The 24,936-nt window shown below is 64.7% G+C and carries 25 protein-coding genes; 13 read left to right on the forward strand and 12 right to left on the reverse strand.

The genetic code is table 11. The features are described 5' to 3' along the window. Positions 1 to 81: 81 nt before the first annotated feature. Together ACE3TH_RS07855 and ACE3TH_RS07860 are read left to right on the forward strand one after the other, a co-directional pair. A complete protein-coding gene (locus ACE3TH_RS07855; protein ID WP_374598966.1) occupies positions 82 to 288 on the forward strand; it encodes a DUF1192 domain-containing protein in 207 nt (68 codons plus the stop codon). Positions 289 to 416: 128 nt separating this feature from the next. After that, complete coding sequence (locus ACE3TH_RS07860; RefSeq protein ID WP_374599336.1) at positions 417 to 917, forward strand: DUF1465 family protein; 501 nt, start codon at positions 417 to 419, stop codon at positions 915 to 917. A gap of 3 nt (positions 918 to 920) precedes the next feature. Here the strand turns inward: ACE3TH_RS07860 and ACE3TH_RS07865 are convergent, their stop codons facing one another. Continuing rightward, positions 921 to 2,480 (reverse strand): murein L,D-transpeptidase, encoded by a 1,560-nt coding sequence (locus ACE3TH_RS07865; RefSeq protein ID WP_374598968.1) that lies wholly within the window; start codon positions 2,478 to 2,480, stop codon positions 921 to 923. A gap of 172 nt (positions 2,481 to 2,652) precedes the next feature. Continuing rightward, positions 2,653 to 2,877 (reverse strand): 50S ribosomal protein L31, encoded by a 225-nt coding sequence (rpmE, locus tag ACE3TH_RS07870; RefSeq protein WP_374598970.1) that lies wholly within the window; start codon positions 2,875 to 2,877, stop codon positions 2,653 to 2,655. Positions 2,878 to 3,026: 149 nt separating this feature from the next. Here rpmE and ACE3TH_RS07875 point away from each other — a divergent pair, with 149 nt between their 5' ends. Beyond that, positions 3,027 to 4,877: an ABC transporter transmembrane domain-containing protein gene (locus tag ACE3TH_RS07875; protein ID WP_374598972.1), complete on the forward strand. Its 1,851-nt coding sequence runs from the start codon at positions 3,027 to 3,029 to the stop codon at positions 4,875 to 4,877. 4 nt (positions 4,878 to 4,881) lie between these two features. Here the strand turns inward: ACE3TH_RS07875 and ACE3TH_RS07880 are convergent, their stop codons facing one another. Continuing rightward, a complete protein-coding gene (locus ACE3TH_RS07880) occupies positions 4,882 to 5,928 on the reverse strand; it encodes a 2OG-Fe(II) oxygenase (RefSeq protein ID WP_374598974.1) in 1,047 nt (348 codons plus the stop codon). Between the two features lie 5 nt (positions 5,929 to 5,933). Then, complete coding sequence (locus tag ACE3TH_RS07885) at positions 5,934 to 6,380, reverse strand: HIT family protein (RefSeq protein ID WP_374598977.1); 447 nt, start codon at positions 6,378 to 6,380, stop codon at positions 5,934 to 5,936. Positions 6,381 to 6,467: 87 nt separating this feature from the next. Between ACE3TH_RS07885 and ACE3TH_RS07890 the strand changes: the two genes are divergently transcribed. Continuing rightward, positions 6,468 to 6,833, forward strand: a complete 366-nt coding sequence (locus ACE3TH_RS07890) for a phage holin family protein (RefSeq protein ID WP_374598979.1) — start codon at positions 6,468 to 6,470, stop codon at positions 6,831 to 6,833. Between the two features lies 1 nt (position 6,834). Here ACE3TH_RS07890 and ACE3TH_RS07895 read toward each other — a convergent pair whose 3' ends face one another. Genes ACE3TH_RS07895 through ACE3TH_RS07905 form a run of 3 tightly spaced genes read right to left on the reverse strand, consistent with a single transcriptional unit; the run spans position 6,835 to position 9,728 of the window. Further along, positions 6,835 to 7,980: a GNAT family N-acetyltransferase gene (locus ACE3TH_RS07895; RefSeq protein WP_374598981.1), complete on the reverse strand. Its 1,146-nt coding sequence runs from the start codon at positions 7,978 to 7,980 to the stop codon at positions 6,835 to 6,837. After that, the gene (locus tag ACE3TH_RS07900; protein WP_374598983.1) at positions 7,977 to 8,435 is read right to left on the reverse strand and encodes a RidA family protein; all 459 of its coding nucleotides are present in this window, start codon (positions 8,433 to 8,435) and stop codon (positions 7,977 to 7,979) included. Before ACE3TH_RS07900 ends, ACE3TH_RS07895 begins: the two co-directional genes overlap by 4 nt. Positions 8,436 to 8,468: 33 nt before the next feature. After that, entirely contained in the window at positions 8,469 to 9,728 is a 1,260-nt protein-coding gene (locus tag ACE3TH_RS07905; protein WP_374598985.1) for a DNA polymerase IV, read from the reverse strand. Between the two features lie 145 nt (positions 9,729 to 9,873). Here ACE3TH_RS07905 and ACE3TH_RS07910 point away from each other — a divergent pair, with 145 nt between their 5' ends. Next, positions 9,874 to 10,239: a response regulator gene (locus ACE3TH_RS07910; RefSeq protein WP_374598987.1), complete on the forward strand. Its 366-nt coding sequence runs from the start codon at positions 9,874 to 9,876 to the stop codon at positions 10,237 to 10,239. A 4-nt stretch (positions 10,240 to 10,243) separates the two neighbouring features. Next, entirely contained in the window at positions 10,244 to 11,608 is a 1,365-nt protein-coding gene (locus ACE3TH_RS07915) for a PleD family two-component system response regulator (protein WP_292172381.1), read from the forward strand. Here ACE3TH_RS07915 and ACE3TH_RS07920 read toward each other — a convergent pair. Then, entirely contained in the window at positions 11,605 to 11,796 is a 192-nt protein-coding gene (locus tag ACE3TH_RS07920; RefSeq protein WP_374598989.1) for a hypothetical protein, read from the reverse strand. The genes ACE3TH_RS07915 and ACE3TH_RS07920 overlap by 4 nt on opposite strands. Before the next feature lie 93 nt (positions 11,797 to 11,889). After that, positions 11,890 to 12,057, reverse strand: coding sequence for a 50S ribosomal protein L33 (gene rpmG / locus ACE3TH_RS07925; RefSeq protein ID WP_181543575.1), 168 nt, complete (start codon positions 12,055 to 12,057; stop codon positions 11,890 to 11,892). A gap of 144 nt (positions 12,058 to 12,201) precedes the next feature. On the opposite strand from rpmG, the gene ACE3TH_RS07930 reads away from it, so the two are divergent. Further along, complete coding sequence (locus ACE3TH_RS07930) at positions 12,202 to 12,765, forward strand: hypothetical protein (RefSeq protein WP_374598991.1); 564 nt, start codon at positions 12,202 to 12,204, stop codon at positions 12,763 to 12,765. A gap of 21 nt (positions 12,766 to 12,786) precedes the next feature. Here the strand turns inward: ACE3TH_RS07930 and ACE3TH_RS07935 are convergent, their stop codons facing one another. Continuing rightward, positions 12,787 to 13,374 carry a superoxide dismutase family protein gene (locus ACE3TH_RS07935; RefSeq protein WP_374598993.1) on the reverse strand — a complete coding sequence of 196 codons (588 nt, stop codon included), beginning with the start codon at positions 13,372 to 13,374 and terminating at the stop codon, positions 12,787 to 12,789. A 125-nt stretch (positions 13,375 to 13,499) separates the two neighbouring features. Between ACE3TH_RS07935 and gyrA the strand changes: the two genes are divergently transcribed. Genes gyrA through ACE3TH_RS07960 form a run of 5 tightly spaced genes read left to right on the forward strand, consistent with a single transcriptional unit; the run spans position 13,500 to position 19,453 of the window. Then, positions 13,500 to 16,268, forward strand: a complete 2,769-nt coding sequence (gene gyrA / locus ACE3TH_RS07940; protein ID WP_374598995.1) for a DNA gyrase subunit A — start codon at positions 13,500 to 13,502, stop codon at positions 16,266 to 16,268. Positions 16,269 to 16,295: 27 nt separating this feature from the next. Further along, on the forward strand, positions 16,296 to 17,090 hold the full coding sequence (locus ACE3TH_RS07945) for an aminotransferase class IV (RefSeq protein ID WP_374598997.1): 795 nt from the start codon (positions 16,296 to 16,298) through the stop codon (positions 17,088 to 17,090). A gap of 48 nt (positions 17,091 to 17,138) precedes the next feature. Beyond that, a complete protein-coding gene (coaD, locus tag ACE3TH_RS07950) occupies positions 17,139 to 17,627 on the forward strand; it encodes a pantetheine-phosphate adenylyltransferase (protein WP_374598999.1) in 489 nt (162 codons plus the stop codon). Next, positions 17,624 to 18,526 (forward strand): peptidylprolyl isomerase, encoded by a 903-nt coding sequence (locus tag ACE3TH_RS07955; protein WP_374599001.1) that lies wholly within the window; start codon positions 17,624 to 17,626, stop codon positions 18,524 to 18,526. Before coaD ends, ACE3TH_RS07955 begins: the two co-directional genes overlap by 4 nt. A 24-nt stretch (positions 18,527 to 18,550) precedes the next feature. After that, a complete protein-coding gene (locus tag ACE3TH_RS07960) occupies positions 18,551 to 19,453 on the forward strand; it encodes a peptidylprolyl isomerase (RefSeq protein WP_374599003.1) in 903 nt (300 codons plus the stop codon). Here ACE3TH_RS07960 and ACE3TH_RS07965 read toward each other — a convergent pair. Continuing rightward, positions 19,429 to 20,577: a Ppx/GppA phosphatase family protein gene (locus tag ACE3TH_RS07965; protein WP_374599005.1), complete on the reverse strand. Its 1,149-nt coding sequence runs from the start codon at positions 20,575 to 20,577 to the stop codon at positions 19,429 to 19,431. The two genes, ACE3TH_RS07960 and ACE3TH_RS07965, sit on opposite strands and share 25 nt — an antisense overlap. A gap of 171 nt (positions 20,578 to 20,748) precedes the next feature. On the opposite strand from ACE3TH_RS07965, the gene phhA reads away from it, so the two are divergent. Continuing rightward, positions 20,749 to 21,624, forward strand: coding sequence for a phenylalanine 4-monooxygenase (gene phhA / locus ACE3TH_RS07970; RefSeq protein ID WP_374599007.1), 876 nt, complete (start codon positions 20,749 to 20,751; stop codon positions 21,622 to 21,624). A 55-nt stretch (positions 21,625 to 21,679) separates the two neighbouring features. Here phhA and ACE3TH_RS07975 read toward each other — a convergent pair whose 3' ends face one another. Then, a complete protein-coding gene (locus ACE3TH_RS07975; protein ID WP_374599008.1) occupies positions 21,680 to 24,856 on the reverse strand; it encodes an autotransporter domain-containing protein in 3,177 nt (1,058 codons plus the stop codon). Positions 24,857 to 24,936: the final 80 nt, after the last annotated feature.

The raw sequence follows: 24,936 nt of genomic DNA on the forward strand, positions 1-24,936 counted from the left end.
GCCACCCCTCCTCCTTGCAAATATACGTATCCCAGCGTTTCCTAGTCGGTTCTGACGCCCCTGGCCAAGGAGGAGGTGAGCATGTTTGAAGACACCAACGAGCCCCGCCCCGCACGCGGTGCGTCCCTGATCGCCGTGACGCGAGAAGATCTGGACCTCTATTCCGTTGAAGACCTGAAGGCGCGGATCGCGACGCTGGAAGCCGAAATCGCTCGCTGCCGTGCGGCTATCGATGGCAAGTCCAGCCAGCGCAACGCTGCGGACGCCCTGTTCAACTTCGGCCGATGACGGACGTCTCGTGGCATGGCCGTTGCAGATCGTTCTCTCGCCGCGCGAAATCGTGCCGGTCGTGATACGAGTGCGCCTGTTCCATGAATCTGACTGAAGTCATGCCGACCGAAGATCCCGCCGCCCCCATGCCTGCGATGCCTGCCGGTCGCGATCGCGCCGCCGTGGTGGACGATTTCGCGCGCTCGCAGCTGTTCGACCGCACCTTTCGCGAGGGCATGGAGCTTGTCGAGGATACCGCCGCCTATCTGGATGGCGACGGGCGGCGCGAATCACGGTTGCTGTCACGCGCCACAGCCCTAGCCTATGCCAGCGAGAGCATGACCCTGACGACGCGCCTGATGCAGATCGCGTCCTGGCTGCTGGTCCAGCGCGCCGTGCGAGAGGGCGACATGAGCGCGCTCGCCGCCTGCGATCCCCGGTATCGGTTAGCCGAGCGCAAGCCGTCGGCTGAGCCCAGCGATCCGGAACTGCCGATCGCCCTGGTCGAATATCTGGTGCAGGCCGAGAAGCTGTATGACCGAGTCCTGCATCTGGACCGTCGCATGTACAGGGATGCGCCCGATGAGGCTCCGGCCAATCCCGTCCAGAGCCAGATGGACCGGCTGGCGGCTGCGTTCGGGCGCTAGGTCTTACGGCCCAACATCGTCGGCGTCGGCACGGCCATCGGCGACCACGCGCGGCAGGCTGACGGCGATGCCCAAGGCGTCTGCCAGTTTGGCGTCGCGACTATAGACATCCTCGCGGAAGGCGACGCGGCCCTGACCGTCGACGAAGGCCGTCCAGTACAGCAGACGCACCCCGATTTCGCGGCCGGTCTGGATACGCTTGGTCTCGCGGGTGTCTTGGGCTGTGTCGAACTCGCTCAGCAGGGCAGGATCGGGGGCCAGCAGGATGCGCGCGAATTCGACAGCATTCTGCACCCGCACGCAGCCGTGCGACCGCTGGCGGACCGACAGGTTGAAGGCGGCCTTGGTCGGGGTGTCGTGAAGGAAGATGGCATAGCTGTCGCGCAACTCGAACTTCACATAGCCCAAGGCCGCCTGAGGTCCTGCGCGCTGAACGACATTGCCCTGCGGCGTCACATACATGTTCTGGCTGGCCAGATAGGCCGGCCCGCGCGGCAGGATCTCGCGGCGGGCGATGCCGGCCGGTACATACCAGGGCGGATTGGCCACGACAGAGGCAAACGGCTTCTCGAGGCTGGGCGTCTGGTTCTCGGGGCTGCCGACCACGACGCGGTTGGAATGAACGGGGCGACCGTCCTTCCAATAGACCATGATGGCAGCAGCGGTATTGACCTCGATCCGCTCGGGATTGACCTCGCGTTTCAGCCAGCGGCGGCGTTCCAGGTTCAATGCGATCTGGCGGGCGCGGTCCTCGACGGAGGCACCGAGTGAGCGCTGCGTGCCTGCACCGATGCGCCCGTCGGCACCGAGGCCATGCCGGGTCTGGAAGCTGCGCACACCCGCCTGAATTTCGGCATTGTAGACGTTGCCCGCAGAGGCCAGACGCGCCCCGGCCTCTGCGCTCAGATCGCCCTCGGCGACAAGGCGCTTGATCAGCGGCTGAATGCGCGGGTCGCTGGTGCCGGGCTCGATCGTACCGCCCTGGCGGAAGGTGGGCCAGCCCCCTGACGCGCTCAGACGGCGATAGCGGACGTAGCCGGCCGACAGATTGGTGTAGCCAATGTCGGTCGGGGCAAGGCCCTCGAACCAGTCCAGCAGACGATTCTGGGCCAGGGCGTCGTTCAGGCCGGTGGGCAGGTCGACGCGGTTCTTCTGCATCTCCCAAAGGTCTTCGACGTCCTCGGGCCGAACGCGTCCTTCGGCCAGCACGCGCCCATAGGTCAGGGCGGCAGCGGTCGTGCGAATTTCGGCGGCACTGCGGTCGGCGGTCAGGGCCTGAAAGTCGAAATAGTCGGCGGGCGACAGGCCGTGACGCTCGGCTCGCAGCGAAGCAGCCTGAAGCCCGCGCAGACGTTCGGGGGTCCAGACAGGACGCCAGCCATTCAGCTCATAGAAGGCGCGTACATCGGGCTGGATCGCCTCGGGCAGGCGGGCCAGCTGGTCGTTGAAGCCGTTATAGAAGGCGACGGCGGCCGGATCGCGGGTCTGTGCCTGTGCGGCCAGACCTGCCGCCGAGGCCATGGCCGTCACAGCCGCGCCCAGACCCAATTCCCTACGATTCATCTCAGTCGCATCTTTCGTCCGTCGATGCGGACACCACGTCCACGCCCCGCGACGGTCAACGCGTTCATATTACCGGCGTTCCGGACAAACAGAAAGGCGCTGGGCCGGGGCCCAACGCCTTCGTGATCTGCAAACCTCACGGTGTGGCTTTGGCGCACACCGAAGGGCGCGCCTACTTCTTGATGAAGCCGGCGAACTTGTTGTTGAAGCGCGACACGCGGCCACCACGGTCCAGCATCTGCTGGTTGCCACCCGTCCAGGCGGGGTGCGTCAGCGGATCGATGTCCAGGTTCAGGACAGCGCCTTCCTTCTGATAGGTCGAGCGCGTTTGATAGCTGGAGCCATCCGTCATCGTGACGGTGATGAAATGATAGTCGGGGTGGGTGTCGGGCTTCATGGTCGTCGTCCGTTGTCTCTGGCGCGATGACGATGCCGACCGTCGGTGCGCGAAAATGAGAAACCCGCCGTGCCTGTGACAACAGGACCCGACGGGAATGAGCGGCGGCGTTTACACCGGGGGGCGTTCCGGGGCAAGAGGCGCGCACGATGACCGAAACCTTTGCCGCCCAGACCGATTCCGCCGACCTTAGGGCGCGGCCCGGTGCGGGCGCTCAACTCAGCGAGCAGATTTCAGAGGCAGCCGCACGCCGTAGCAAGTCACGTGATGTCCGTCCCCTTCTGAGGCTTGTTCCCTATGCGCTGCGCCACAAGGGGCAGCTGATCATGGCCAGCCTGTGGCTGCTGGCCTCGACTTCAGCTTCCCTGGGGCTCACGGCGACGGCGCGCGGAGCCATCGACAACGGCTTCAAGGACGGCGGTAGTCAGTTGAACCTGTGGTTCCTTGTGCTGGGAGCCAATGCCCTTTTCCTCGGCCTGGCCACGGCCGTGCGCTATTTCTACGTCACCAAGAGCGGTGAGCGGGTCATCGCAGACCTGCGCAAGGGGCTGTTCGAGCGCATCCTGACGCTGGATCCGTCCTTCTATGCGAAGATGCGCACTGGTGAGGTGCTGTCCCGCCTGACAACCGACATCGCCCTGATCGAGACGCTGATGACCACCTCGGTCTCCTATGCGATCCGCAATGCGCTGACGCTGGTCGGGGGAACGATCCTGCTGTTCATCGTCAGCCCCAAGCTGACCGCTTTCGTGCTGTTGATCGTGCCGGTACTGATCGTGCCGCTGTTCGTCTTCGGACGTACGGTCCGAAAGCTGACGGTCCGGTCGCAGGACCGGTTTGCGGGGGCCGTCGGCTTTGCGGGCGAGAGCGTGGACGCCATTGAGACGGTTCAGGCCTTTGGGCGCGAGGCGTCGTCGATCGCCCGCTTCGGTCAGGCGGTGGAGGAGGCGTTCGGTGTCTCCCTGATCCGCATGCGGGCCCGGGCCGTGATGACGGCGCTGATCATCATCGTGATGTTCGGCGGGGTGACGCTGGTCCTGTGGCTGGGAGCTCAGGATGTGATCGCCGGGCGGATGAGCACCGGCGCGCTGCTTCAGTTCGTCCTGCTTTCGGTATTTTCCGCGGCTGCCGTCGGCGCCTTGGGCGAGAGCTGGGGCGATGTCCAGAAGGCGGCAGGGGCCATGGAGCGGATTGACGAACTGATGCGCAGCCAGCCCGCCATCGCCGCGCCGGCGGTACCCGTGACCCTGCCGGAGCCGCCGGTGGGGCAGGTGTCGATGACCGATGTGGCCTTTACCTACCCCGGCCGTCCCGACCTGCCGGCTCTGCGCGGGTTCAGCCTGACGGTGCGTCCCGGCGAGACCGTGGCCTTGGTTGGGCCGTCCGGCGCGGGCAAGAGCACGGTCTTCCGACTGTTGCTGCGCTTCTACGATCCGCAATCGGGCGTGGTGTCGGTCGATGGGGTCGATGTCCGCGATGCCGATCCGGTCGCCGTGCGCAATCGTTTCGCCTGGGTGTCGCAAGAAGCCCCGCTATTCTCAGGTTCGGCCAATGAAAACATCCGCTTCGGGCGGGAAAGCGCATCGGATGCGGAGGTTCGTGAGGCCGCTCGAGAGGCCCAGGCTCTGACCTTTGTCGAGGCCCTGCCCGAGGGGTTCGACACGCCTCTGGGCGAACGCGGCAAAAGCCTGTCGGGTGGCCAGCGCCAGCGTATGGCCATCGCCCGTGCGCTGGTTCGCGACGCGCCCATTCTTCTGCTGGACGAGGCGACCTCTGCCCTTGACGCCGAGAGCGAACAGCTGGTCCAGATGGCGCTGGACCAAGCCATGGAGACCCGCACCACGCTCGTCATCGCCCATCGCCTCGCCACAGTCCTGCGCGCCGACCGCATCGTGGTGATGGAGGACGGCCGCGTCGTGGAGGAAGGGACCCATGCCTCGCTGATTACGCAGGGCGGGCTTTATGCCCGACTGGCGGACCTGCAGTTCCGAGGAACCTGACGGGTCAGGCCGTCAGGGCCGGGTCCAGATACCTCAGATTGGCCTGACGGATCGCTGCTGCCGCCTCATCATAGAGAAAGGGCAGGAAGGCGAACCGTTCGCCCCGGGTCACCGGCGTCGCCTCGTGCAGGATCGAGCAGGAAAACACACAGGCTCCGCCCGGCGGCGGGTGATAGGTCCGGTCGCCAAATTCCGGGAACCGCAGATCGCCGCCGTCGTAATCGGCATTCAGATTGATCGAGACGGCAAATCGCCGATGCGCCGTGCCACGGGTCGTATTGTCTCTGTGCGGGCGAAAGAAGCCACCGGTTTCGGCATCATAGCGCGCGACCAGATAGCGTTCGATCCGGGTCGGCTCAAAGTTGAAAGCCTTGACGATCTGCGGCACCAACCGTTTGTGCAGCCGGGCCATGATCTGCTTCTGGAGCGGTTCTTTCTCGACGATGACGTCACTGCGACGCTTGTGATTGTCATCGACCATCAGCGTGGTCACCCCGTCGATTTCCCTCATGAAGCCCGAGGTTTCTCCGCCCTTGTCACGATAGAGGGCGATCAGTGCTTCGCAGAACGCTGGCTCGAAAATGCGGGGAGTGATCAGAACCGGTGCCAATCCGTCCGAGCCAGAATGACGGGCTGGCGGCGGGAGCTGGGCCAGCCGCTCGATCATCCGCTCGGCCTGATCTGCATCAACGGCGGACAGCACGTGCAGGGCGGGATCGATCAGGAACCATCGGTCCCTCTCGGTGGCCCCATAACGCGCGGCTATTGCCCCGTCGTTGTCGAAGAGAAAACGCAGACCCGGCAGTTCATCGCTGCGGCTGTGACGCCTCGCGTCGGCTCCGACGATCAGGATGAAAGCGCTGGCGTGGACGTCATCGAGCATCCTGCGCCGCAGTTGGAGGGTACGGACCGCAGCCTCGACAGCCGGTCCTGCATGGACGATCGCCAACAGAAGGTAGCGTCCCGCCGCCGTGTCGAAGACGTATCGTGGATTGCTGACCCCCGGCGTGGCGAACGTCGGTACGGGCTCTCCGAACCCGGGACCGGCCATCCGGTTCACTTGAGCGGCTCGAGTTCCGCTGCGATCCGTTCGGCCAGTGACCGAAGAACCGCCGTATCCGCCATCGGTGCATGGCCATGGCCCTTCATCGGTCGGTCGGCCCAGCGCGGCACGATGTGGAAGTGCAGATGGAAGACGGTCTGGCCGCCGGCCTCCCCATTGAACTGCAGGATCTGGAAGCCCTCCGGTTTTAGCGCCTTTTCGACCGCCCGCGCCGTGCGCTGGGTCGCGGCGATGACCTGAGCCAGAACGTCCGGCTCGATTTCCAGCAGATTGCGGGCCGTCGACTGCTTGGCGATGACCAGGACGTGGCCCTCGGACTGAGGGAACACATCCATGAAGGCCAAGACGTGCTCGTCCTCCCACACCTTCACGGACGGAATGTCCCCGCGCAGGATCTTGGCGAAGATGTTGTCGGGATCGTAGGGCGCGTGAAGGGTCATCGAAATCTCCTGACCCATCGTTGCGAATGAAGGGAGCCGGATCAAGCGGTTCGCGTTATGGTCAAGGTTCTGACTGGAGACTTTGCCATGCTGCGTTTCATCATCCAGTTCGCCGTGACCGCCCTGGCCCTATGGCTGGCGGCCCAGGTCGTGCCGGGTGTGGCGGTGGCTTCAACCACGACACTGCTGATCGCGGCCCTGCTGCTGGGGGTCGCCAATGCGGTGGTGCGGCCGATCCTGACCATCCTGACCTTTCCGTTGACCATCATCACCTTCGGCCTGTTCCTTCTGGTCGTGAATGCCGCCGTGATCGGACTGGTCGCCATGTTGCTGGAAGGCTTCGTGGTCGATGGTCTGTGGGCCGGCATCGGCGCGGCCATCGTGACCGGCGTGGTCAGCTGGATCGCGGGATGGTTCATCGGTGGTGACGACCGCCGCCGGCGCGTGGACTGATTCAGGTCCTCCTGAACGGCGAAAGGTCTTCAGTCATGGAGGCTATCTCGGCCTCGACGGAGGGACGTTCGCCGTCCAGATAACGCGCCACCGGCTCGCGCAGGGCCGGGTCTGCGATCCAGTGGGCCGAATAGACGGGGGAGGGCAGATAGCCACGAGCGATCTTGTGCTCGCCCTGCGCCCCCGCCTCGACCCGCGACAGCCTCCGCGCGATGGCGAACTCTATGGCCTGATAGTAGCAGAGTTCGAAATGGAGGAAGGGCACCTCGTCCAGCGCGCCCCACTGGCGGCCATAGAGCGCCTCGTCACCGATAAAGTTCAGGGCCCCGGCGATCGGCACGCCGTCCCGGAAGGCCATGACCAGGGCGATGCGGTCGGCCATGGTCGCACCGATGCGGTCGAAGAAGTCCCGCGTGAGATAGGGGCGTCCCCATTTGCGGCTGCCGGTGTCCATGTAGAAGGCGAAGAAGGCGTCCCAGTGTGCAGGCTCGATGTCCCTTCCGGTCAACACGGAGATGTCCAGCCCGGCCTGGGCGTCGCGGCGTTCGCGCCGGATGGTTTTGCGTCGATTGGACGACAGGGCCGATAGAAAGTCGTCAAAGGTGCGGTAGCCTGCGTTGCGCCAGACATATTGCATGTCCTCGCGCAGTAGCAGGCCGGCTTCACCCATGGCCCGCCAGTCGCCCTCGGTCGGGAAGTTGATGTGAAGTGAGGAGACGCCTAGCCGCTCGACCAGGGCCGTCGCACCCTGCAGCAGGGCGAGGCGCACCGTGGTTTCGTCGGCGAAGGGGTGGGCCAGGAAGCGCGGACCGGTCACGGGCGTGAAGGGGACGGCCCCCAGCAGTTTTGGGTAATACTGGCCGCCCGCCCGTTCATAGGCGTCGGCCCAGCTGTGGTCGAAGACGTATTCGCCCTGGCTGTGGCCCTTGAGCCAGAGAGGCATGACGCCGGTCACACGCCGCTGGTCGTCGCGCAGGCACAGGTGACGTCCGGCCCAGCCCTGACGCGGCACCGCACTGCCCGAGGCCTCGCAGGCGTCGAGAAAATCATAGGACAGGAAGGGGTCGCCGCTGGGCCCGGCACAGCCGTCCCATTCGGCCTTGCCGATGTCGGCGACCCGATCGTGAACCGTGATGTGGAAGGTCACTGCACCTCGATGATGGCATCGACCTCGACGGCGAAGCCGAGGGGCAGGCGATAGACACCGACGGCGGCGCGGGCGTGGCGGCCCTTGTCGCCGAACACCTCGACCATCAGGTCCGAACAGCCGTTGATGACGGCGGGAATGGCGGTGAAGTCGCCGGCGGCCTGGACGAAGCCGCCCAGCTTCACGACCCGCACGACACGCTCCAGATCACCGTCCAAGGCGTCGCTGAGCTGTGCCAGCAGGTTGATGCCGCACAGGCGCGCGGCGGCCAGGGCCTGTTCCGGGCTGACGTCGTCGCCGACCGTGCCCTTGATGCCGCCCGAGGCGTCGTTCGACAGCTGGCCCGAGATGTGGACCAGATTGCCCGTGCGGACCCAGCCGACATAGTTGGCCACGGCTTTGGCGGGCTCGGGCAGGGTGATGTTCAGTTCGGCCAGGCGGGCGGCGACGGTCATGGGGCAGGGCTCCTTGAGGACTATGCGGGCGGTTTAGCGTGCGGGCGTCTTGCCGGGAAGGGCGCGTCCCGCGATGACCGCTCCCTGGCCGAATTTGGCGCGCAGGGCATCGATGGCGGTCTCGGTTTTCAGCGCCCGCGTCTCGGAGGTTTCGAACAGTACGGGCGTATCGACGGCATCCACGATCTCGGCCATGCCGATGCCGATCAGGCGGTAGGGGCGACCGAGTTCGGGGGCCATCAGCTCCCGCCCGGCGGCGAACAGGGCGCGTGCGGTCTGGACGGGTTCGGGCAGGCTGACGCGCCGCGTCACGATCTTGAAATCCGTCCGCCGCAGCTTCAGCACGATGACCCGGCTGGCCACGCCATCGCGCCGGGCCTTGGACGCCAGTTTCTCGCAAAGCGGCCACAGCTCGGCCTCCAGATCGGAAGCGCTGGTCAGATCCTCATTGAAGGTGTTTTCCGCGCTCATTCCCTTGCGGTCGCGCTCGGGATTGACCGTGCGGGCATCGCGGCCGTGGGCCAGTTCGTGTAGGCGAAAGCCGGTTTCGCCATAGCGTTTGATCAGATCGCGCGGATCGGCGGCGGCCAGGTCGCCGACGGTGGCATAGCCGTCGCTCTGCAGCGTCTTCAGGAACACCGGCCCGACGCCCGGCAGGACCTTGACCGACCGGCGTGCCAGCAGGGCCTGAGCGTCCGATCCGATCACGGAAAATCCGCGTGGCTTGTCCAGCTCCGAGGCGATCTTGGCCAGGAAGCGGTTGGGGGCGAGGCCAATGGAGACTGTCAGCCCGGTCTCGCGCTCGATCTCGTTCTGGGCTCGCACCAATTGCAAGACCGGTGGTCCGCCATTCAGCCGCTCGGTGCCCGCCAGATCGACCCAGGCCTCGTCCAGCGAGAGCGTCTGGATCAGGGGGGTCAGTCGGGCCAGGGTGCCCAGGATGCGCTCGCTCTCATGCACGTATTTTCGAAAGTCCGGCTTGATGACGACGGCGTCGGGGCAAGCTTTCAGCGCCCTGAACATCGGCATGGCGCTGCCGACGCCATACTGGCGCGCGACATAGCAGGCGGTGGAAACGACGCCGCGTCGGCCGCCGCCGACGATGACGGGTTTGTCGCGCAACTCCGGCCGGTCGCGCTTTTCCACCGAGGCGTAGAAGGCGTCGCAGTCCAGATGGGCGATGGTCAGCCGGTCCAGCTCAGGGTGCGCGATCACACGCCGCGACAGGCAGGCTTCACATCGCGTGACGATTTCGGAAGAACTCCACAGACAGTCGCGACAGAGGGATTTCATGCGGAAGGGTGACGGCCTTGTGTCGGGTGATGGGACGGCTTCACCCCAACTTAAGAGACGCCGTGACAGTGTGCACGCGAAGACGGCGAAGTTGTCGCTTCGCGCAGATACGCTTCAAGGCTGAAGCGGAAAAGACCGGGTGCCGATGTCCAAGACCGTCCTCATCGTCGAGGATAACGAGCTGAACATGAAGCTGTTTCATGATCTGCTCGACTCGCAGGGCTACCAGACGCTGCAAACCCGCGAGGGCTTGCAGGCGCTGGCGTTGGCGCGCGAACATCTTCCGGATCTGATCCTGATGGATATCCAGCTGCCGGAAATCAGTGGTCTGGAAGTCACCAAATGGCTGAAGGACGACGAGGAACTGAGCCATATCCCGGTCATCGCCGTCACGGCCTTCGCCATGAAAGGCGACGAGGAGCGCATCCGTCAGGGCGGTTGCGAGGCCTATATCTCCAAGCCGATCTCGGTGATGCATTTCCTCGACGTCGTGCGAAAGCACCTGGGATAGGGCGATGACCGCACGTATCCTCGTCGTCGATGATCTGGAGACCAACGTCAGGCTTCTCGAGGCCAAGCTGACGCTGGAATATTATGAGGTGCTGACCGCCATGGATGGCGCAACGGCGCTGCAGATCGCGGGCGAAGAGCGTCCGGACATCATCCTGCTGGACGTCATGATGCCGGGCATGGACGGGTTCGAGACCTGTCGTCGATTGAAGGCCGATCCGGTGACCCGCCATATTCCAGTGGTGCTGGTGACGGCGCTGGACGGGCGCGAGGACAAGATCAAGGGGCTGGAGGCCGGGGCCGACGACTTCGTCACCAAGCCGATCGACGACCTGATCCTGTTCGCCCGCGTCAAATCCCTGGTTCGGCTGAAGTCCGTGATGGACGAGTTGCGGGAGCGCGAGGAGAGCGGTCGCCGCATGGGCGTCGATACCGGTGGCGCCGGACGCCTGCGCGGCTCGGGCGGACGTATCCTGATCGTCGACGACAGCACGGTCCAGGCCGAAAGGATGGTGGAACAGCTGTCGCAGGAGCATCGTCCGGTGGTCGAGCGCGACACGGCCGCCGCCCTGATCGCTGCGCGCGGGCCCATCGACCTGATGATCGTCAATGTCTCGGCGGCAGAGTTCGACGGACTGCGGTTCGTGGCCCAGGTACGCTCGACCGAGGCGTCGCGCCGCGTGCCCGTGCTGGCCGTGGTCGATCCCGCCGACCGGCCACGGCTGGTCAAGGCGCTTGAGCTGGGCGTCAACGACATTCTGCCCAAGCCGGTTGATCCCGAAGAGCTGTCGGCCCGCACCCGCACCCAGGTGCGCCGCAAGCGCTATACCGACTTCCTGAAGGAAAAGCTGGATTACAGCCTTGAGATGGCCGTCACCGACGCCCTGACCGGCCTGCACAATCGCCGCTACATGACCGGCCAGCTGGACGCCATGATGGTGCGTTCGGCCCAGGGCGGGGAGGGGGTCGCGGTGCTGATGCTGGACATCGACCACTTCAAGGTCGTCAACGACAGCTTCGGCCATGACGCCGGCGACGAAGTGCTGCAGGAATTCGCCGTCCGCCTGGCCACCAATGTCCGGGCCATCGACCTGCCCTGCCGGCTGGGCGGGGAGGAGTTCGTGGTCATCATGCCGGGAGCCTCGCTGGAGGCTGCGGCGCGCGTCGCCGACCGCATCCGCCGCGATGTGGCCAGCCAGCCCTTTCCGATCATGGGCGGAGCCGAATCCCTGACTGTGACGGTGTCGATCGGCGTCTCGGCCAGTGGTGACGCCCATGACAGCCCCGATGCTTTGCTGAAGCGGGCCGATCAAGGCGTGTACGAAGCCAAGGCCCGGGGGCGCGACCAGGTGATCGCGCGGGCCGCCTAACGGCTCATCCAGGGCTTGGACTTGCCCGCGGCGATCCGCGCAGCCTGCTCGCGCTGAAACTTGCCGCCTTTGGGTGGGGTCGGTCTGGCGTTGATGGTCGCCTGCTTCAGCCGCAGGGCCTTCTGGATGGGTGTCTCGCTCGCTGGCCCTTCGGCGGTGGCCTTCGGGTCGCGTTCGGCGTCGTTCATGGCGCAAGCCTAATATGCGTCGGCAGTGCGCCGACCAACGAAAAACGCCCGGCCTTTCGACCGGGCGCTTTCAATGGGATCAGGATCAAGTGCTTACTTGATCTTGCCTTCCTTGAACTCGACGTGCTTGCGCGCGACGGGATCGTATTTCTTGACGACCATTTTTTCCGTCATGGTGCGGGCATTCTTCTTGGTGACGTAAAAGAAGCCGGTGTCGGCGGTCGAGTTCAGGCGGATCTTGATTGAAGCTGGCTTGGCCATCGAAATTACCTCTGCGACGGCGAAAGCCGCTAAAATAGGAGGCGCGGAACATACTCAGGCGCGCCCGGAAGTCAACGCGGATTGCGCAGCGACCTGCATTGGCCGCGATTAGGCGATCTGGAGCCTCACGGCTAGGGTTCGCCGATGAAACAGATCGCTCTTGCCGCCATCACACTGATGGCACTCTCCGCCTGTGTGACCGCGCCCAGGCCTGCGGCTCAGCAGACCGCCTTCATGGCCAATCTCAATGCGCTATGCGGCCAGCGATTCGTCGGGCGGGTCGTGACAAATGACGCGGCCGACGCCGATTTCGCCAGCCAGCGTCTGCTGATGCATGTGCGCGACTGTTCCGCCGAGGAAGTCCGCATCCCATTCTGGGTCGGCGAGGACCGATCCCGCACTTGGGTCATCAGCCGTAACGAGGACGGTGGCCTGACGCTGAAGCACGACCACCGTGACCCGCAGGGCAATCCCGACGGCCTGCATTGGTATGGTGGCGACACGACCAGGATGGGAACCAACAATCGTCAGGAATTTCCTGTCGATGATTTCTCGGTCGAACTATTCAACGCCGGGAATGCCGCCGTCTCGACCACCAACGTCTGGGCCGTCGAGGTCCATCCCGGGCGGATTTATGCCTATGAGTTGCGCCGGGCCAACCGTCACTTCCGTGTGGAATTCGACCTGACCCGCCCCGTCAGCGAGTGACGGGACGGTGGGATCAAGCCGTCAGCCGCCGTTGACGATACCGCAGGCCACCCGCGCACCCGATCCGCCGATCGGCTGGCTGACATAGTCGTCGGGCTGGGCGTGGATCATGATGCTGGAGCCGTCGGCGTCCAGCAGGTACTGGCCCGGGCCGCCTTCGACGAGGGCGGCCGTGGTCGTAAAGACCTCGGCCATGCCGCGCCCGTCGGCACCCACGTACAGATTAGGCAGATCGCCGGCGTCATCGCCGTCCTGGTTCAGGAGGCCATGTGGCTTGGCCTCGGCGCTGTGCTGGACGTGACCGCCCGCAGACTGGAACCCCGGGCCCTCGCACTGACCCACCGCATGCAGGTGCAGCCCGTGCCAGCCGGGCGTCAGGCCGCTGGCCTCGACCCGGATCAGGACGCCGGTCGGGCCCTGACGGAAGGTCGTCGTGCCGGCGGACGCGCCTTGGGCATTCATCAGCGGAGCCTGGGCGGTCGCGCCTACGGTCGCCCGCGTTGCGCCGTGATTCATAGCGTGACCGGCGTGCTGTGCCATATCTTGCGATTGGGCGCAGGCGATCATCGGAAGGCTCAACAGTCCGGCGGCGATCAGGGGCAGGCGCATGGGCAAAAATCCTTGTGCATTGAACGAATGCCCGGTCGCGGCGACTTTGCCTTGGGCGGGCCAGACTGCTAGAAAACGCGGTAGCGGATCACGTTCCGATTCCGGCCATTTAAAGCCCGATTTCCTTGACCGACGACAGCTATACCAATGCCGCACCCCCATCGGGCGGCAGTGACATTTCGACCATCACGATCGAGGACGAGCTGAGGCGCTCCTACCTCGACTACGCCATGAGCGTGATCGTGTCCCGGGCCCTGCCGGACGCGCGCGATGGGTTGAAGCCCGTGCATCGCCGCATCCTGTATTCGATGCACGATCTTAAAATGTCACCCGACCGCGCCTATTCGAAATGCGCCCGCGTGGTCGGTGACGTGCTGGGCCGATTCCACCCGCACGGCGACGCCTCGGTTTATATGGCCCTGGTCCGCATGGCCCAGCCGTTCTCGATGGGTCTGATGCTGGTCGACGGCCAGGGCAACTTCGGCTCTGTCGACGGCGATATGCCGGCCTCCATGCGTTACACCGAGGCCCGGATGGCCCCGGCGGCTCAGGCCCTTTTGACCGACATCGACAAGGACACCGTCGATTTCCAGCCGAACTACGACGAGAAGGAGCTGGAGCCGGTTGTCCTGCCGGCGCGAATCCCTAACCTTTTGGTCAATGGCGCGGGCGGCATCGCCGTGGGCATGGCGACCAACATTCCGCCGCACAATCTGGGCGAGGTGATCGACGCCTGCGTGGCCCTACTGGACGACCCTAACCTGGGGGATGAGGCGCTGCTGGACATCGTGCCCGGTCCCGACTTCCCGACCGGCGGCGAGATCATGGGCCGGACCGCACCCCGCAATGCCCTGCGCGAGGGGCGTGGCTCGGTCATCGTGCGCGGCAAGGCCACGATAGAGACGATCCGCAAGGACCGCGAAGCCATCGTGGTCACTGAACTGCCGTTCCAGGTCAACAAACAAACCTTGATCGAGCGCATCGTCGAAATGGTCCGCGAAAAGCGGATCGAGGGCATCAGCGACGTCCGCGACGAGTCCGACCGCGACGGCATGCGCATGGTCATCGAGCTGAAGCGCGACGCCTCGGGCGACGTGGTCCTGAACCAGCTTTGGCGCTTCACCGCCATGCAGTCGTCGTTCGGCGTCAACATGCTGGCGCTGAACCATGGGCGGCCCGAACAGATGGGCCTGCGCAAGCTGCTGGACGTTTTCCTGGACTTCCGGGAAGAGGTGGTCATCCGCCGGGTCAAGTTCGAACTGGCCAAGGCCCGCGACCGCGGCCACGTGCTGGTCGGTCTGGCCGTCGCCGTCGCCAATATCGACGAGGTCATCCACATTATCCGCTCCTCGGCCGATCCGTCGGAAGCGCGCGAGCGGCTGCAGGCCAAGTCCTGGCCCGTCGGCGACATGATCGCCCTGGTCGAGCTGATCGCCGATCCGCGCTCCATGCTGATCGACGGCGACAAGCTGAACCTGACCGACGAACAGGCGCGCGCCATACTGGGCCTGACGCTCAGCCGCCTGACCGGTCTGGGCCGCGACGACATCTTCGGCGAGGCGAGGGGACTGGCCGATACCATCCAGGGCCACCTGACCATCCTTTCGGATCGGGCCAACGTCCTGACCATCATCCGCGAGGACCTGCTGGCGGTGAAGGCCGAGTTTGCCGTGCCGCGCCGGACCCTGATCGGCGATGGCGATTTCGAACTGGAAGACGAGGACCTGATCCCGCGCGAGGATATGGTCGTGACCGTCACACACGGCGGCTACGTCAAGCGCGTGGCGCTGAACGCCTATCGGACCCAGCATCGCGGCGGCAAGGGCAAGTCCGGCATGACGATGAAGGATGAGGATGCCATCACGGGCGTCTTCTCCGCCTCGACCCACACGCCGGTTCTGTTCTTCGCCACCAACGGCAAGGCCTACAAGCTGAAGACCTGGCGCCTGCCGCTGGGCAATCCGACGTCGCGCGGCAAGGCTTTTGTCAACCTGCTGCCGATCGAGCCGGGCGACAGCATCATGAACGTTCTGCCTCTGCCGGAGGACGAGCGCGAGTGGGACAACTACGACATCATGTTCGCGACGGCCTCGGGCGACGTCCGGCGGAACAAGCTGTCGGACTTCGCCACGGTGAACCGGGCCGGCAAGATCGCCATGAAGCTGGAGGAGGGCGACCATATGGTCGGTGTCGCCCTGTGCACGGCGGACGACGATGTGCTGCTGACCACGGCACTGGGTCAGGCCATCCGCTTCAAGGCCGATGACGTGCGCGTCTTCAAGGGCCGCGATTCCACCGGCGTACGCGGCGTACGCCTGGCCGCGGGCGATGAGGTCATCTCCATGGCTATCCTAGGTCGGGTCGATGCGACGCCCGAGGAACGGGCCGCCTATGTTCGTCACGCCAATGCCATGCGTCGCGCCGCGACGGGTGAGGGCGAGGACGAGCCGACTGTCGCTGCGTCGGACGAGGAAGGCGAGGAGGTGTCCGCCGACGCCGTTCTGTCGGTCGAGCGGATCGCCGAACTGGGGGCCGCCGAACAGTTCATCCTGACGGTCACCGATACCGGCTTCGGCAAACGCTCGTCGGCCTATGAGTATCGTCGCACCGGACGGGGCGGGAAGGGGCTGACGGCCCACGGGCTGGGCGGACGCGCGGGTACGCGTCTGGCCGCGGCCTTCCCGGTCGAGGAGAGCGACGATCTGCTGCTGGTCACTTCGGGTGGGCAGATGATCCGCACCCGCGTGGATCAGGTCCGCGTCGTCGGTCGCGCCAGCCAGGGCGTCACCATCTTCAAGACAAGCGGCGGCGAGAAGGTCGTCTCGGTCGAACGCCTGCCCGACAGTGGGGGGGGCGAGGTCGAAGGGGATGGCGGCGAGGGCGGTGAGGGCTGATCGTCCTCTCGGCGGGAGCGGGTGACGATGGTCAAGCTGTTGGTCGACGGCTCCCCCGCCACCGAGGCCGACCTCAGGCACCAGGCCCTCGTGAACTACGGGGCCTACACCTCCTTCCGCGTAGAAAGCGGCGGTGTGCGTGGTCTCGACCTGCATCTGGAGCGTCTGGAGAGCGCCGCCGTCGAACTGTTTGGTCAGGTGGTGGGGGATGGGCGACTGCGTGCCTTGATGCGCGCCGCCATTGGCCCGCGCCAGGACGCCTGGCTGCGGGTCAGCCTGTTCTCCGATGCGCTGTCCAACCGCGACCCTACGGCAGAAGGCGCGCCGCGCGTGATGGTCGGGGTTTTCGATCCGCCGTCAGCTCTCGGAGGCGCAGTCCGTCTTCAGCTTCGGACCTATGAGCGTGAAGCTCCGCACCTGAAACATGTCGCCACCCTTGGTCTGCTGCGGGCGCGCCGGGCCGCCAAGGCGGCGGGCTTCGACGACGCGCTTTTCGTGGGCCGCGACGGGCGGATTTCTGAAGGGTCGCTCTGGAACATCGGCTTTTTGTCCGGTGACACCATCGTCTGGCCCGAAGCTCCCATGCTGGCGGGCGTGACCCAGGCGCTGTTGTCGGAGGGTCTGCGTGCGCAGGGCATCGCCCAGACGACTCGACCGGTCACGGTGGCCGACCTTTCGGATTTCAGTGCCGCCTTCATCTGCAACAGCGCAACGCCCGCCGCGTCGATCGCCGCCATCGGCGACCGAACGTTTGAGCCCGATCCAGCCTTGATCGACCGACTGACCGAGACATGGCTTTCACAGCCGCCGCAGACGATCTAGGCCGCGCCTGTGGCACCTGCTAAACCTCGGGAAAGGCAGGGGGACATCATGCAGATCGGCTTGTATCCGGGCACATTCGATCCGGTCACCAATGGCCATATGGACATCATCGGCCGGGCCGTGAAACTGGTCGATCGTCTGGTGATCGGCGTGGCCCAGAACGACGAAAAGGGCCCCCTGTTCTCCACGGCCGAGCGGGTCGAGATGGTCAGGCGCGAAGTCGCCCAGTTCGGCGACAAGATCGAGGTCAGGCCCTTTTCCAGTCTGCTGATGCATTTCGCCGAGGAACTGGATGCCAGCATTATCGTGCGGGGTCTGCGCGCCGTGGCCGATTTCGAGTACGAGTTTCAGATGACGGCGATGAACCAGCGCCTCAATGCCGACATCGAGACCGTCTTTCTGATGGCCGATCCCCGGCACCAGGCTATCGCCTCGCGCCTGGTCAAGGAAATCGCCCGACTGGACGGTGCGATCGACAGTTTCGTAAGCCCCACGGTCGCCGAGGCGGTGCGGGCCAAGGTGAAGACAGGCGTATGAAAACCTCGATGCAGTTCAATCTTGTGATGGCGTCCGCTCTGTGTGGCGCGACCCTGCTCGCCGGTCCGGTAGGAGCACAGAGCGCTGCGGCTCCTGCGCCGACGGTCGCCGCGACTCCGATCCCCGCCGATGCGACCTCGACGATCGCGCCAGAGAACCTGCTGGTCATCGACACCAACAAGGGGCGCATTCTGGTTGGACTGGATCCGCGGCTGGCCCCTCAGTCGGTCGAGCGTATCCGGACCCTGGCCGATCGTGGCTTCTATGACGGTCTGGCGTGGCATCGGGTCATGGCCGGCTTTATGGCCCAGACCGGCGATCCGCTTGGCACAGGTGCGGGTAGCAGCGACCTGCCGGACGTACCGGGCGAGTTCCAGTTCCGGCGCGGGCGTGACGCCGGCTTCGTGACCGTGCCGGAAAGCGGGGCGGGAACGCGCGGCATCATGGGGTTCGTGCCCCTGCAAACCCAGCCCGATGCTCAGATGATGTTCAATGCCGACGGACGAACCGATGCCATCGGCCTGTTCTGTACCGGGATCGCCGGCATGGCGCGCAACACCGACCCGAACAGCGCCAACAGCCAGTTCTTCCTGACTTTGGCTGAAAGCGCCAATCTAAACGGAGCCTATACGCCCTTCGGTCGGGTGCTGGTCGGACAGGAGGTCGTGGCGGCGCTGAAGGTCGGGCCTGAGGCCGCCAACGGGCGCGTGACCGATCCCGATGTCATGATCCGCGTCCGGACCGCGGCTGCGATGCCCGAGGCGGAGCGGCCTGCGGTGCAGGTGATGGATGTCGCCCATCCGGCCTATGCCGCGCTGATCGCCGAACGTCGCACAGCGCGGGGCACGCGGTTTACGATTTGCGACGCCCTGCCACCGGCACAACTGGTCGGCGGCTGAGGCTTGATGGGGGAGGGGGAGAGCATGGGTCATCTTTCAGGACTGATCGTCACCGCTGCGCTGGTCATCGCCAGTCCCGCTGTGTCCCAGGATGTCGGGGGGCCTCCGCCACCCCCGCCGGCACCGACGCCGGAAACGACTGTGCCCGCCCCGGAATGGCGCGCGATCCCGTCCGAGAACCTGCTGGTCATCGATACGACCAAGGGCCGGGTCCTGGTCGAGCTGATGCCTCAGGTCGCGCCCCTGCATGTCGAGCGGATGCGGCTGCTGTCGCGCAATGGCTTCTACGACACTCTGACCTGGCACCGGGTGATCGACTGGTTCATGGCCCAGACGGGCGATCCCCTGGGCAATGGCGAAGGCCAGAGCGCCTATCCCGACCTGAAGGGCGAGTTCACCTTTCGCCGCGACCCAGCCATGCCGTTCACGCCCGTGGCCGCGCCGTCCGGGGCCCTGGTCGGCTTCCTCGGCTCTCTGCCGGTCCAGACCCAGCCCGATTCCGCCTTTGCCCTGACCGGCGACGGCAAGGTGCACGGCTGGGGTCTGTATTGCCCCGGCGTCGCCGGCATGGCGCGCGACGAGGGCAACGACACCGCCAACAGCCAGTTCTTCCTGATGCGTCAGTCCTATCCTGCCCTGGACAAGCGGTATTCCGTCTGGGGCATGACGGTGTCGGGGCTGGATGTGGTCCGCGCGATCAAGGTCGGCGACGGTGATAACGGCATGGTGGGCGCGGAGCCCGACCGCATGACCCGCGTCCGTGTCGCCTCCGACCTGCCGGAAGCCGATCGGCCATCGGTTCAGGTGCTGGACACCGCCTCACCGCGATTTCAGGCGCTGGTCGCCGAGACACGAGCCGCGCGCGGCGCGGACTTTTCAGTCTGTGACATCACCCTGCCGGTTCAGGTCGCGGGTCCGGCCACCTGATCGATGCTGCGGCGACGACGGCGGCGTCGCCGCGCCGGTCGGTGATCCTCGCGCATGCGCTGTAGCAGCAGACCTTCGCGCAGGCCTCTGTCGGCGACGCGGACGCGCTCCGACGGCCAGGCCCTCTGTATCGCTTCCATGATCGCGGCCCCGGCCAGGACCAGATCGGCCCGGTCAGGTCCGATGCAGGCCTCGGACGCTCGTCCGGCCGGGCCCAGATCCTTGAGCGTCTGCGCCGCCCGCTCGCAATCACTGCGAGTCATCCAGAGGCCGTCGACCAGATTGCGCTGATAGCGTCTGAGGCCGAGATGAATGCCGGCCAGGCTGGTGATCGCGCCTGACGTTCCCACCATATGGGCCCGGCCAGCGACAAAAAGCTCCCGTAACGCCGGATCGACCGGTGCCGAGGCGATTGCGCGGGCCATGTCAGCCACCATGGCTTCGTACCACGCGTCCATGGCCTGCGATGTTCCTCCGACGGGTTCCGGATGTCGCTCGGCTAGGGTGACGACCCCCACGGGGGCCGACATCCAGCCCAGCAGTTCGAAGCCTGATCCCGTTTTCTTTAGCCAGCTCAGCTCGGTCGAACCGCCGCCGACATCGACGACCAGCACGGCCTGTGCGGTTGTGTCGAACAGGTTGAGACATCCCTGAACCGCCAGGCGGGCTTCCTCGATCGGATCGATGATGCGGAGCTTCAGACCCGTGCCGATCCGCACGCGCTCGAGGAAGGCCGCACCGTTCTCGGCCTGACGACAGGCCTGGGTGGCTATGGCCATGAGCCTGGAGGGGTCGATGTCCTTTTTGGCCACACGCTCGGCGCACAAGCTCAGGGCCTCATAGGCGCGGTTCATGGCGGCGTCGGCCAGCCGGCCAGTGCGCCCCAGGCCTTCGCCCAGCCGCACGATCCGGCTGAAGCTGTCGACGACGCGAAAGCCTTCCCGCGTCGGCCGCGCGATCAGCAGCCGACAGTTGTTGGTCCCAAGGTCCAGCGCCGCGTAAAGAGGCGCCTCACGGCCCGATGCCCTCGCGCCTTGACGCTCGCCGCTGCCGGCGCGCGCTCCGCTGGGGCGACCGGGCTGGGACCGCTGACCGCGCCCGGGCGCGTTGTCGGTCTCCGGCATGGCCGAATCTTTCAAAGTGGGTGGTCCATCGCGGCACCCGTCCCGATCACTCTAGGCCCGCCGATTGCTCCGCGCCAAGCCAGAGTTTCACGCAACCGCATCGTTCAGGTGGCGCTGGTGTCGCGGTGTGCCTGTGATTAGGTTGCGGGCACCTGTTTCAGGAGTAGTTCCATGTCCGATTTCGCCCATGTGTTCGAAACCCCGCCGGAAGGTGCGGCCCCTGACTGGACGATCCCTCAGGACTGGGCGGCCTATACGCCTGTCGAGCATCAGACCTGGGACACGCTCTACGCCCGCCAGATGAAGATCCTGCCAGGGCGAGCCGCCGATGTCTTCATGAAGGGCCTCGATGCGCTCGATCTGAACACCGGTGGCATCCCTGATTTCGCAGTGATGAACCCCAAGCTGCAGGCCCTGACCGGATGGACCGTCGTCTGCGTGCCCGGGCTGGTGCCCGACGACGTCTTCTTCGATCACCTGGCCAACCGCCGGTTCCCGTCGGGTCAGTTCATCCGCAAGCCGGACCAGCTGGATTACCTCCAGGAGCCGGACATCTTCCATGATGTGTTCGGCCATGTGCCCATGCTGACGGACCCGGATTTCGCTGACTATATGGAAGCCTACGGCAAGGGCGGGCAACGGGCGGCGGCGCTGGGCATGCTGCCCAATCTGGCGCGTCTGTATTGGTATACGGTCGAGTTCGGGCTGCTACGGGAAGAGGGCGGCCTTCGCATTTACGGGGCCGGCATCGTGTCCTCGGCCACGGAGAGTGTGTTCGCGGTGGAAGACCCTTCACCCAATCGCCTCGCGTTCGATCTGGAGCGGGTGATGAAGACGCTCTATCGCATCGACGACTTCCAGCAGGTCTATTTCGTCATCGACAGTATCGACGCGTTGAAGGCCGTGACGCTTCAGGACTTCGGCCCGATCTACGATCGCTTGCAGGGTGCCGAGACCATCGCCATCGACGCTGTGCTGCCAACCGATGCGGTCATCACGCGTGGCACCCAGGCCTATGCGACCAAGGGCGGGCGTTTCGCAGCCTGAGTGATTGCTCCGTATAGAAGGCCCGCCGGCGGAAGCGGGCGGGCCCTTTTCAGTTCTAGAAGCGGAAGCTGGCCCGCAGGAACAGCATGTATCGGACATAGTCCTCGATCAGTTCGGCGTCGGCGCTGATGGACAGCATGCCCAGCTCGTTGCCGACGTTCAGGCGGAAGCCCAGCAGCGGCCCGCCGCCCTCGACGGTCGCGGGATCCAGCCGGAAGTCCGGACCGCCGGACGTGAACCGACCGACGGTATCGCCCGGATCGACCGAAATATTCTGACGCCAGCCCAGACGAACCTCCGGCCGCAGCCAGCTGTTTTCGCCCATGCCCATGCCGATGTTGATGGCGGCGGTCGCCGAGAACAGATGCCCCTCACGATCGTCGATATTCAGATCGAAGCCGTCGCCGCCGCCGGTTTCGGTATAGCCGTCCTCGCTGAGTGAGAAATACTCGGCATAGATTTCGGGACGGACGCTGAAACGGCCGAAGTTGCGTTCATAGGAGGCCCCGCCGGCCGCAGCCAGAGTGACACCGTTCCAGTCCGCCTCATTGCGCAGGTTCAGTCCGCCGCCGACAAGACGACGTTCGGACTCGAACGAGGCATAGCCCGCAGCGGCTCTGGCCCAAGTCGTCCAGTACTGGCCCTGGGCGCGCCAGTAGAGGCCGAGTTCCAGCAGATTGGCCGACAAAACTTCCTCTGCCTCCGATTCCGGGTCTTCCAGATCGGACGAGGTGAAGGCGACCGACAGGCCCACGGCGCCCAAGCCTGTGCCACGCTCCACGCCACCGGCGATGCCGAAGCCTTCAGAACGGAAGCCATAGGTGTCGGTGCGATCCTTGTCGGCATAGAAGTTGATCTCCTGCACCCAAGCGCTGGTTTCACCCGGTGCAGCCGAGGCATTACGGCCTGTCAGGGCGCGAGTGACGGCGTCGACGCCCGAAGCCAGCGACAGCAAGGGGCCGCCCGAGCTTTCCGGCAGCAGTTGTTCGTACAGATTGAAGAAGTCATCGCGCCCAACCTGCGCAAGAAAGGCATTTCGGATGTCTTCATCCCGGCCGAGGGCGCTGTAGAAAGCGTCGTAAAGCCCGGCTTCCGAGCCGATCATGCCGGCCTCGGCGGTCGTGCGCTGACGGACATCGGCAAAGACGATGCCATTGGGCTGATCCGTGCCCGCTTCCACGACATAGAGGTAGGGTGAGTTATCGCCGATCGAACCGAGATCGACGGTACCGAGGTTCAATGCCGCAGCGTCGATGAGATTGTAGCGAGTAGGTGCGGTCAGCAAAGAGTTGAATCGTACGCCAAGCTCCGCACCAGTGGCCAACGTGGCCGTACCGGAAACATTGAAGGTGCCCGCCGTGCCGTTTTCGGGGTCTAGGCTGATCAGCAACCGGCCTTCTGATCCAATGTTCAGCGTCGTGAGATCGAGCGCCGTGGTTCGGAGAGAGTCAAGCGTACCGCTAGATATGCTGACGCTTAGGTCGCCGTCGGTATCTGTGATTGCGCTACGCACGACGCTATCGCCGCTGATCATCAAACTGTCTGCGCCGGTCCCGAAGGAAATATCGCCTTCAACCAGTCCGTTCTCGACGCTGATAGTATCAGCGCCGGATCCCATTTTGATTGCTCCGAAGATAACAGGCTCATCGGCGTCGAGGACGCCGTCACCGTCAGTATCGGGGTTGGCCGAGGTTGGGGTGCCGACAACGCCGCGCTGCGTGATGGTTACGCCTGTGGTGTTGGCACTTACGTCGATTGCTGTGCGTGAACCGGTGATTGGGTCGCCTGCTTCATTCGGCCCTATGGCGGCCTGAATTGAACGAAGGTTCGTGATCGACGTGAGCGTACCGCTCTGATCATTGATACCAATGACGTCTGCGACCCCGCCGCCGGTGCTGGCGAGTATGCTGCCACTGTTTGTTAGACTTTGAACAACTGCTCCTGCGTCGATCTGAACTGCCGTCGCAGTGGCCGCCACGTCGCTTGCTACCCCCGCCGTGATGGCACCGGAGTTTGTGACGACCGGCGCAATGCTTCCTGTGCCAAAGCGCAGGGCGGTGGCATTTGCCTTGTTTGCGAGTGTTGCAACGGTTCCTTGATTCAAAAAGCCGCCCGTCAGGTCAACGGTCTGGCCTGCTGCACCACCAAAGACAATGCCATTTGCGTCGATGAGATCGTAGACGCCCTGGCCATTTATAGTGCCGCGATTTATGAAGCCGTAGGCGTTGTCGCCGGTGCCAATGTTCCCCAGCGTGATCGATTGGGTAGTCGAACTCACCAGGACAGCGGGAGCCTGACCGAAACTGTTGATAACGCCCGTTCCTTCAGTCGCGTCCGGAATGCCATCACCGTCTGCATCAGCATTGGTCGTGCTTGTGGTTGGCGGCCTATCAACCACAACCCCCCCTGCGACATTGCCGGCTATGACTACGGCAGGGCCACCTTGCAGCTTGTCGTCAGCATCGAGCTTTGATTCGAAACTATCGCTTCCACGTGAAGTGTAGCGATACCCGCTGGCGGTAATCTCGCCCTGTAGGGTCAGGCGCCCACCAATATCACCCTCGGTAGATATAGCCGACGATCCTTGGCCCCTCGCAGTAACTTGACCCAAGAGCGTAACATTACCCGTCACGTCGCCAGTTGTTCTAAGGGCGACTGAGTTGTCGCCGACAACTCTTAGTGTTCCCAAGCTTTCGAAGTTTCCGGTCAGGCCTGATTCAATGGAGACGGCGTATGAGTTGTTACCTTCAACATTGATGATGCCCGTCCCCGCGACAATATCGATGTCACCGGTAACGGGTGCGCCGGCAGCAAGCCTTAGGCCATATCGACCCGAACCCGTTGCCCAAGGTCCGTCCAGGTCGCCGTCATTGTCGGTATCAGGATAGTCAGCAATCGAGTCGGTGATGGAAACACTTCCATCAAAAATAAGACTGGTCGTGACGCCGGGGTTGACCAGAACCGCTGTCGCTCCGTCAGAGGCATTCAGCATGTTGATCGCGCCGTTGCCGCCGATGCCGAATGTGTTGTTTGAGTCGACCGTCACAGCGGTCCCGGTGGAGACACTAATCAGCCCGCCGGTCGTAATCCTCACATTATCGGGACCTGTGCCGGTAGCATTGCTGGTCGTTATCGGCGTGGTGCGGGTGGTGCTGATCACCACTTCCGCCATCGCGCCGCTTGCGGCCATCAGGGGAGCGATCGCGACGGCGGTCGCAAGTAGAATACGCATTCGAAGAAAACCCCGTGGACGAGACACGCAGAGACGGCGACGATCCTCTAACAGGGACCGCGCCAGCATGCCTCAAGTTT

Source organism: Brevundimonas sp. (genome assembly GCF_041919755.1).
Classification (GTDB): Bacteria; Pseudomonadota; Alphaproteobacteria; order Caulobacterales; family Caulobacteraceae; genus Brevundimonas.

Excerpts from the sequence above, each read along its gene's own strand:
- ACE3TH_RS07855 (WP_374598966.1), top strand. The coding sequence starts at position 82 with ATGTTTGAAGACACCAACGAGCCCCGCCCCGCACGCGGTGCGTCCCTG.
- ACE3TH_RS07860 (WP_374599336.1), top strand. The coding sequence starts at position 417 with ATGCCTGCGATGCCTGCCGGTCGCGATCGCGCCGCCGTGGTGGACGAT.
- ACE3TH_RS07865 (WP_374598968.1), bottom strand. The coding sequence starts at position 2,480 with ATGAATCGTAGGGAATTGGGTCTGGGCGCGGCTGTGACGGCCATGGCC.
- rpmE (WP_374598970.1), bottom strand. The coding sequence starts at position 2,877 with ATGAAGCCCGACACCCACCCCGACTATCATTTCATCACCGTCACGATG.
- ACE3TH_RS07875 (WP_374598972.1), top strand. The coding sequence starts at position 3,027 with ATGACCGAAACCTTTGCCGCCCAGACCGATTCCGCCGACCTTAGGGCG.
- ACE3TH_RS07880 (WP_374598974.1), bottom strand. The coding sequence starts at position 5,928 with ATGGCCGGTCCCGGGTTCGGAGAGCCCGTACCGACGTTCGCCACGCCG.
- ACE3TH_RS07885 (WP_374598977.1), bottom strand. The coding sequence starts at position 6,380 with ATGACCCTTCACGCGCCCTACGATCCCGACAACATCTTCGCCAAGATC.
- ACE3TH_RS07890 (WP_374598979.1), top strand. The coding sequence starts at position 6,468 with ATGCTGCGTTTCATCATCCAGTTCGCCGTGACCGCCCTGGCCCTATGG.
- ACE3TH_RS07900 (WP_374598983.1), bottom strand. The coding sequence starts at position 8,435 with ATGACCGTCGCCGCCCGCCTGGCCGAACTGAACATCACCCTGCCCGAG.
- ACE3TH_RS07905 (WP_374598985.1), bottom strand. The coding sequence starts at position 9,728 with ATGAAATCCCTCTGTCGCGACTGTCTGTGGAGTTCTTCCGAAATCGTC.
- ACE3TH_RS07910 (WP_374598987.1), top strand. The coding sequence starts at position 9,874 with ATGTCCAAGACCGTCCTCATCGTCGAGGATAACGAGCTGAACATGAAG.
- ACE3TH_RS07915 (WP_292172381.1), top strand. The coding sequence starts at position 10,244 with ATGACCGCACGTATCCTCGTCGTCGATGATCTGGAGACCAACGTCAGG.
- ACE3TH_RS07920 (WP_374598989.1), bottom strand. The coding sequence starts at position 11,796 with ATGAACGACGCCGAACGCGACCCGAAGGCCACCGCCGAAGGGCCAGCG.
- rpmG (WP_181543575.1), bottom strand. The coding sequence starts at position 12,057 with ATGGCCAAGCCAGCTTCAATCAAGATCCGCCTGAACTCGACCGCCGAC.
- ACE3TH_RS07930 (WP_374598991.1), top strand. The coding sequence starts at position 12,202 with ATGAAACAGATCGCTCTTGCCGCCATCACACTGATGGCACTCTCCGCC.
- ACE3TH_RS07935 (WP_374598993.1), bottom strand. The coding sequence starts at position 13,374 with ATGCGCCTGCCCCTGATCGCCGCCGGACTGTTGAGCCTTCCGATGATC.
- ACE3TH_RS07945 (WP_374598997.1), top strand. The coding sequence starts at position 16,296 with ATGGTCAAGCTGTTGGTCGACGGCTCCCCCGCCACCGAGGCCGACCTC.
- coaD (WP_374598999.1), top strand. The coding sequence starts at position 17,139 with ATGCAGATCGGCTTGTATCCGGGCACATTCGATCCGGTCACCAATGGC.
- ACE3TH_RS07955 (WP_374599001.1), top strand. The coding sequence starts at position 17,624 with ATGAAAACCTCGATGCAGTTCAATCTTGTGATGGCGTCCGCTCTGTGT.
- ACE3TH_RS07960 (WP_374599003.1), top strand. The coding sequence starts at position 18,551 with ATGGGTCATCTTTCAGGACTGATCGTCACCGCTGCGCTGGTCATCGCC.
- ACE3TH_RS07965 (WP_374599005.1), bottom strand. The coding sequence starts at position 20,577 with ATGCCGGAGACCGACAACGCGCCCGGGCGCGGTCAGCGGTCCCAGCCC.
- phhA (WP_374599007.1), top strand. The coding sequence starts at position 20,749 with ATGTCCGATTTCGCCCATGTGTTCGAAACCCCGCCGGAAGGTGCGGCC.
- ACE3TH_RS07975 (WP_374599008.1), bottom strand. The coding sequence starts at position 24,856 with ATGCGTATTCTACTTGCGACCGCCGTCGCGATCGCTCCCCTGATGGCC.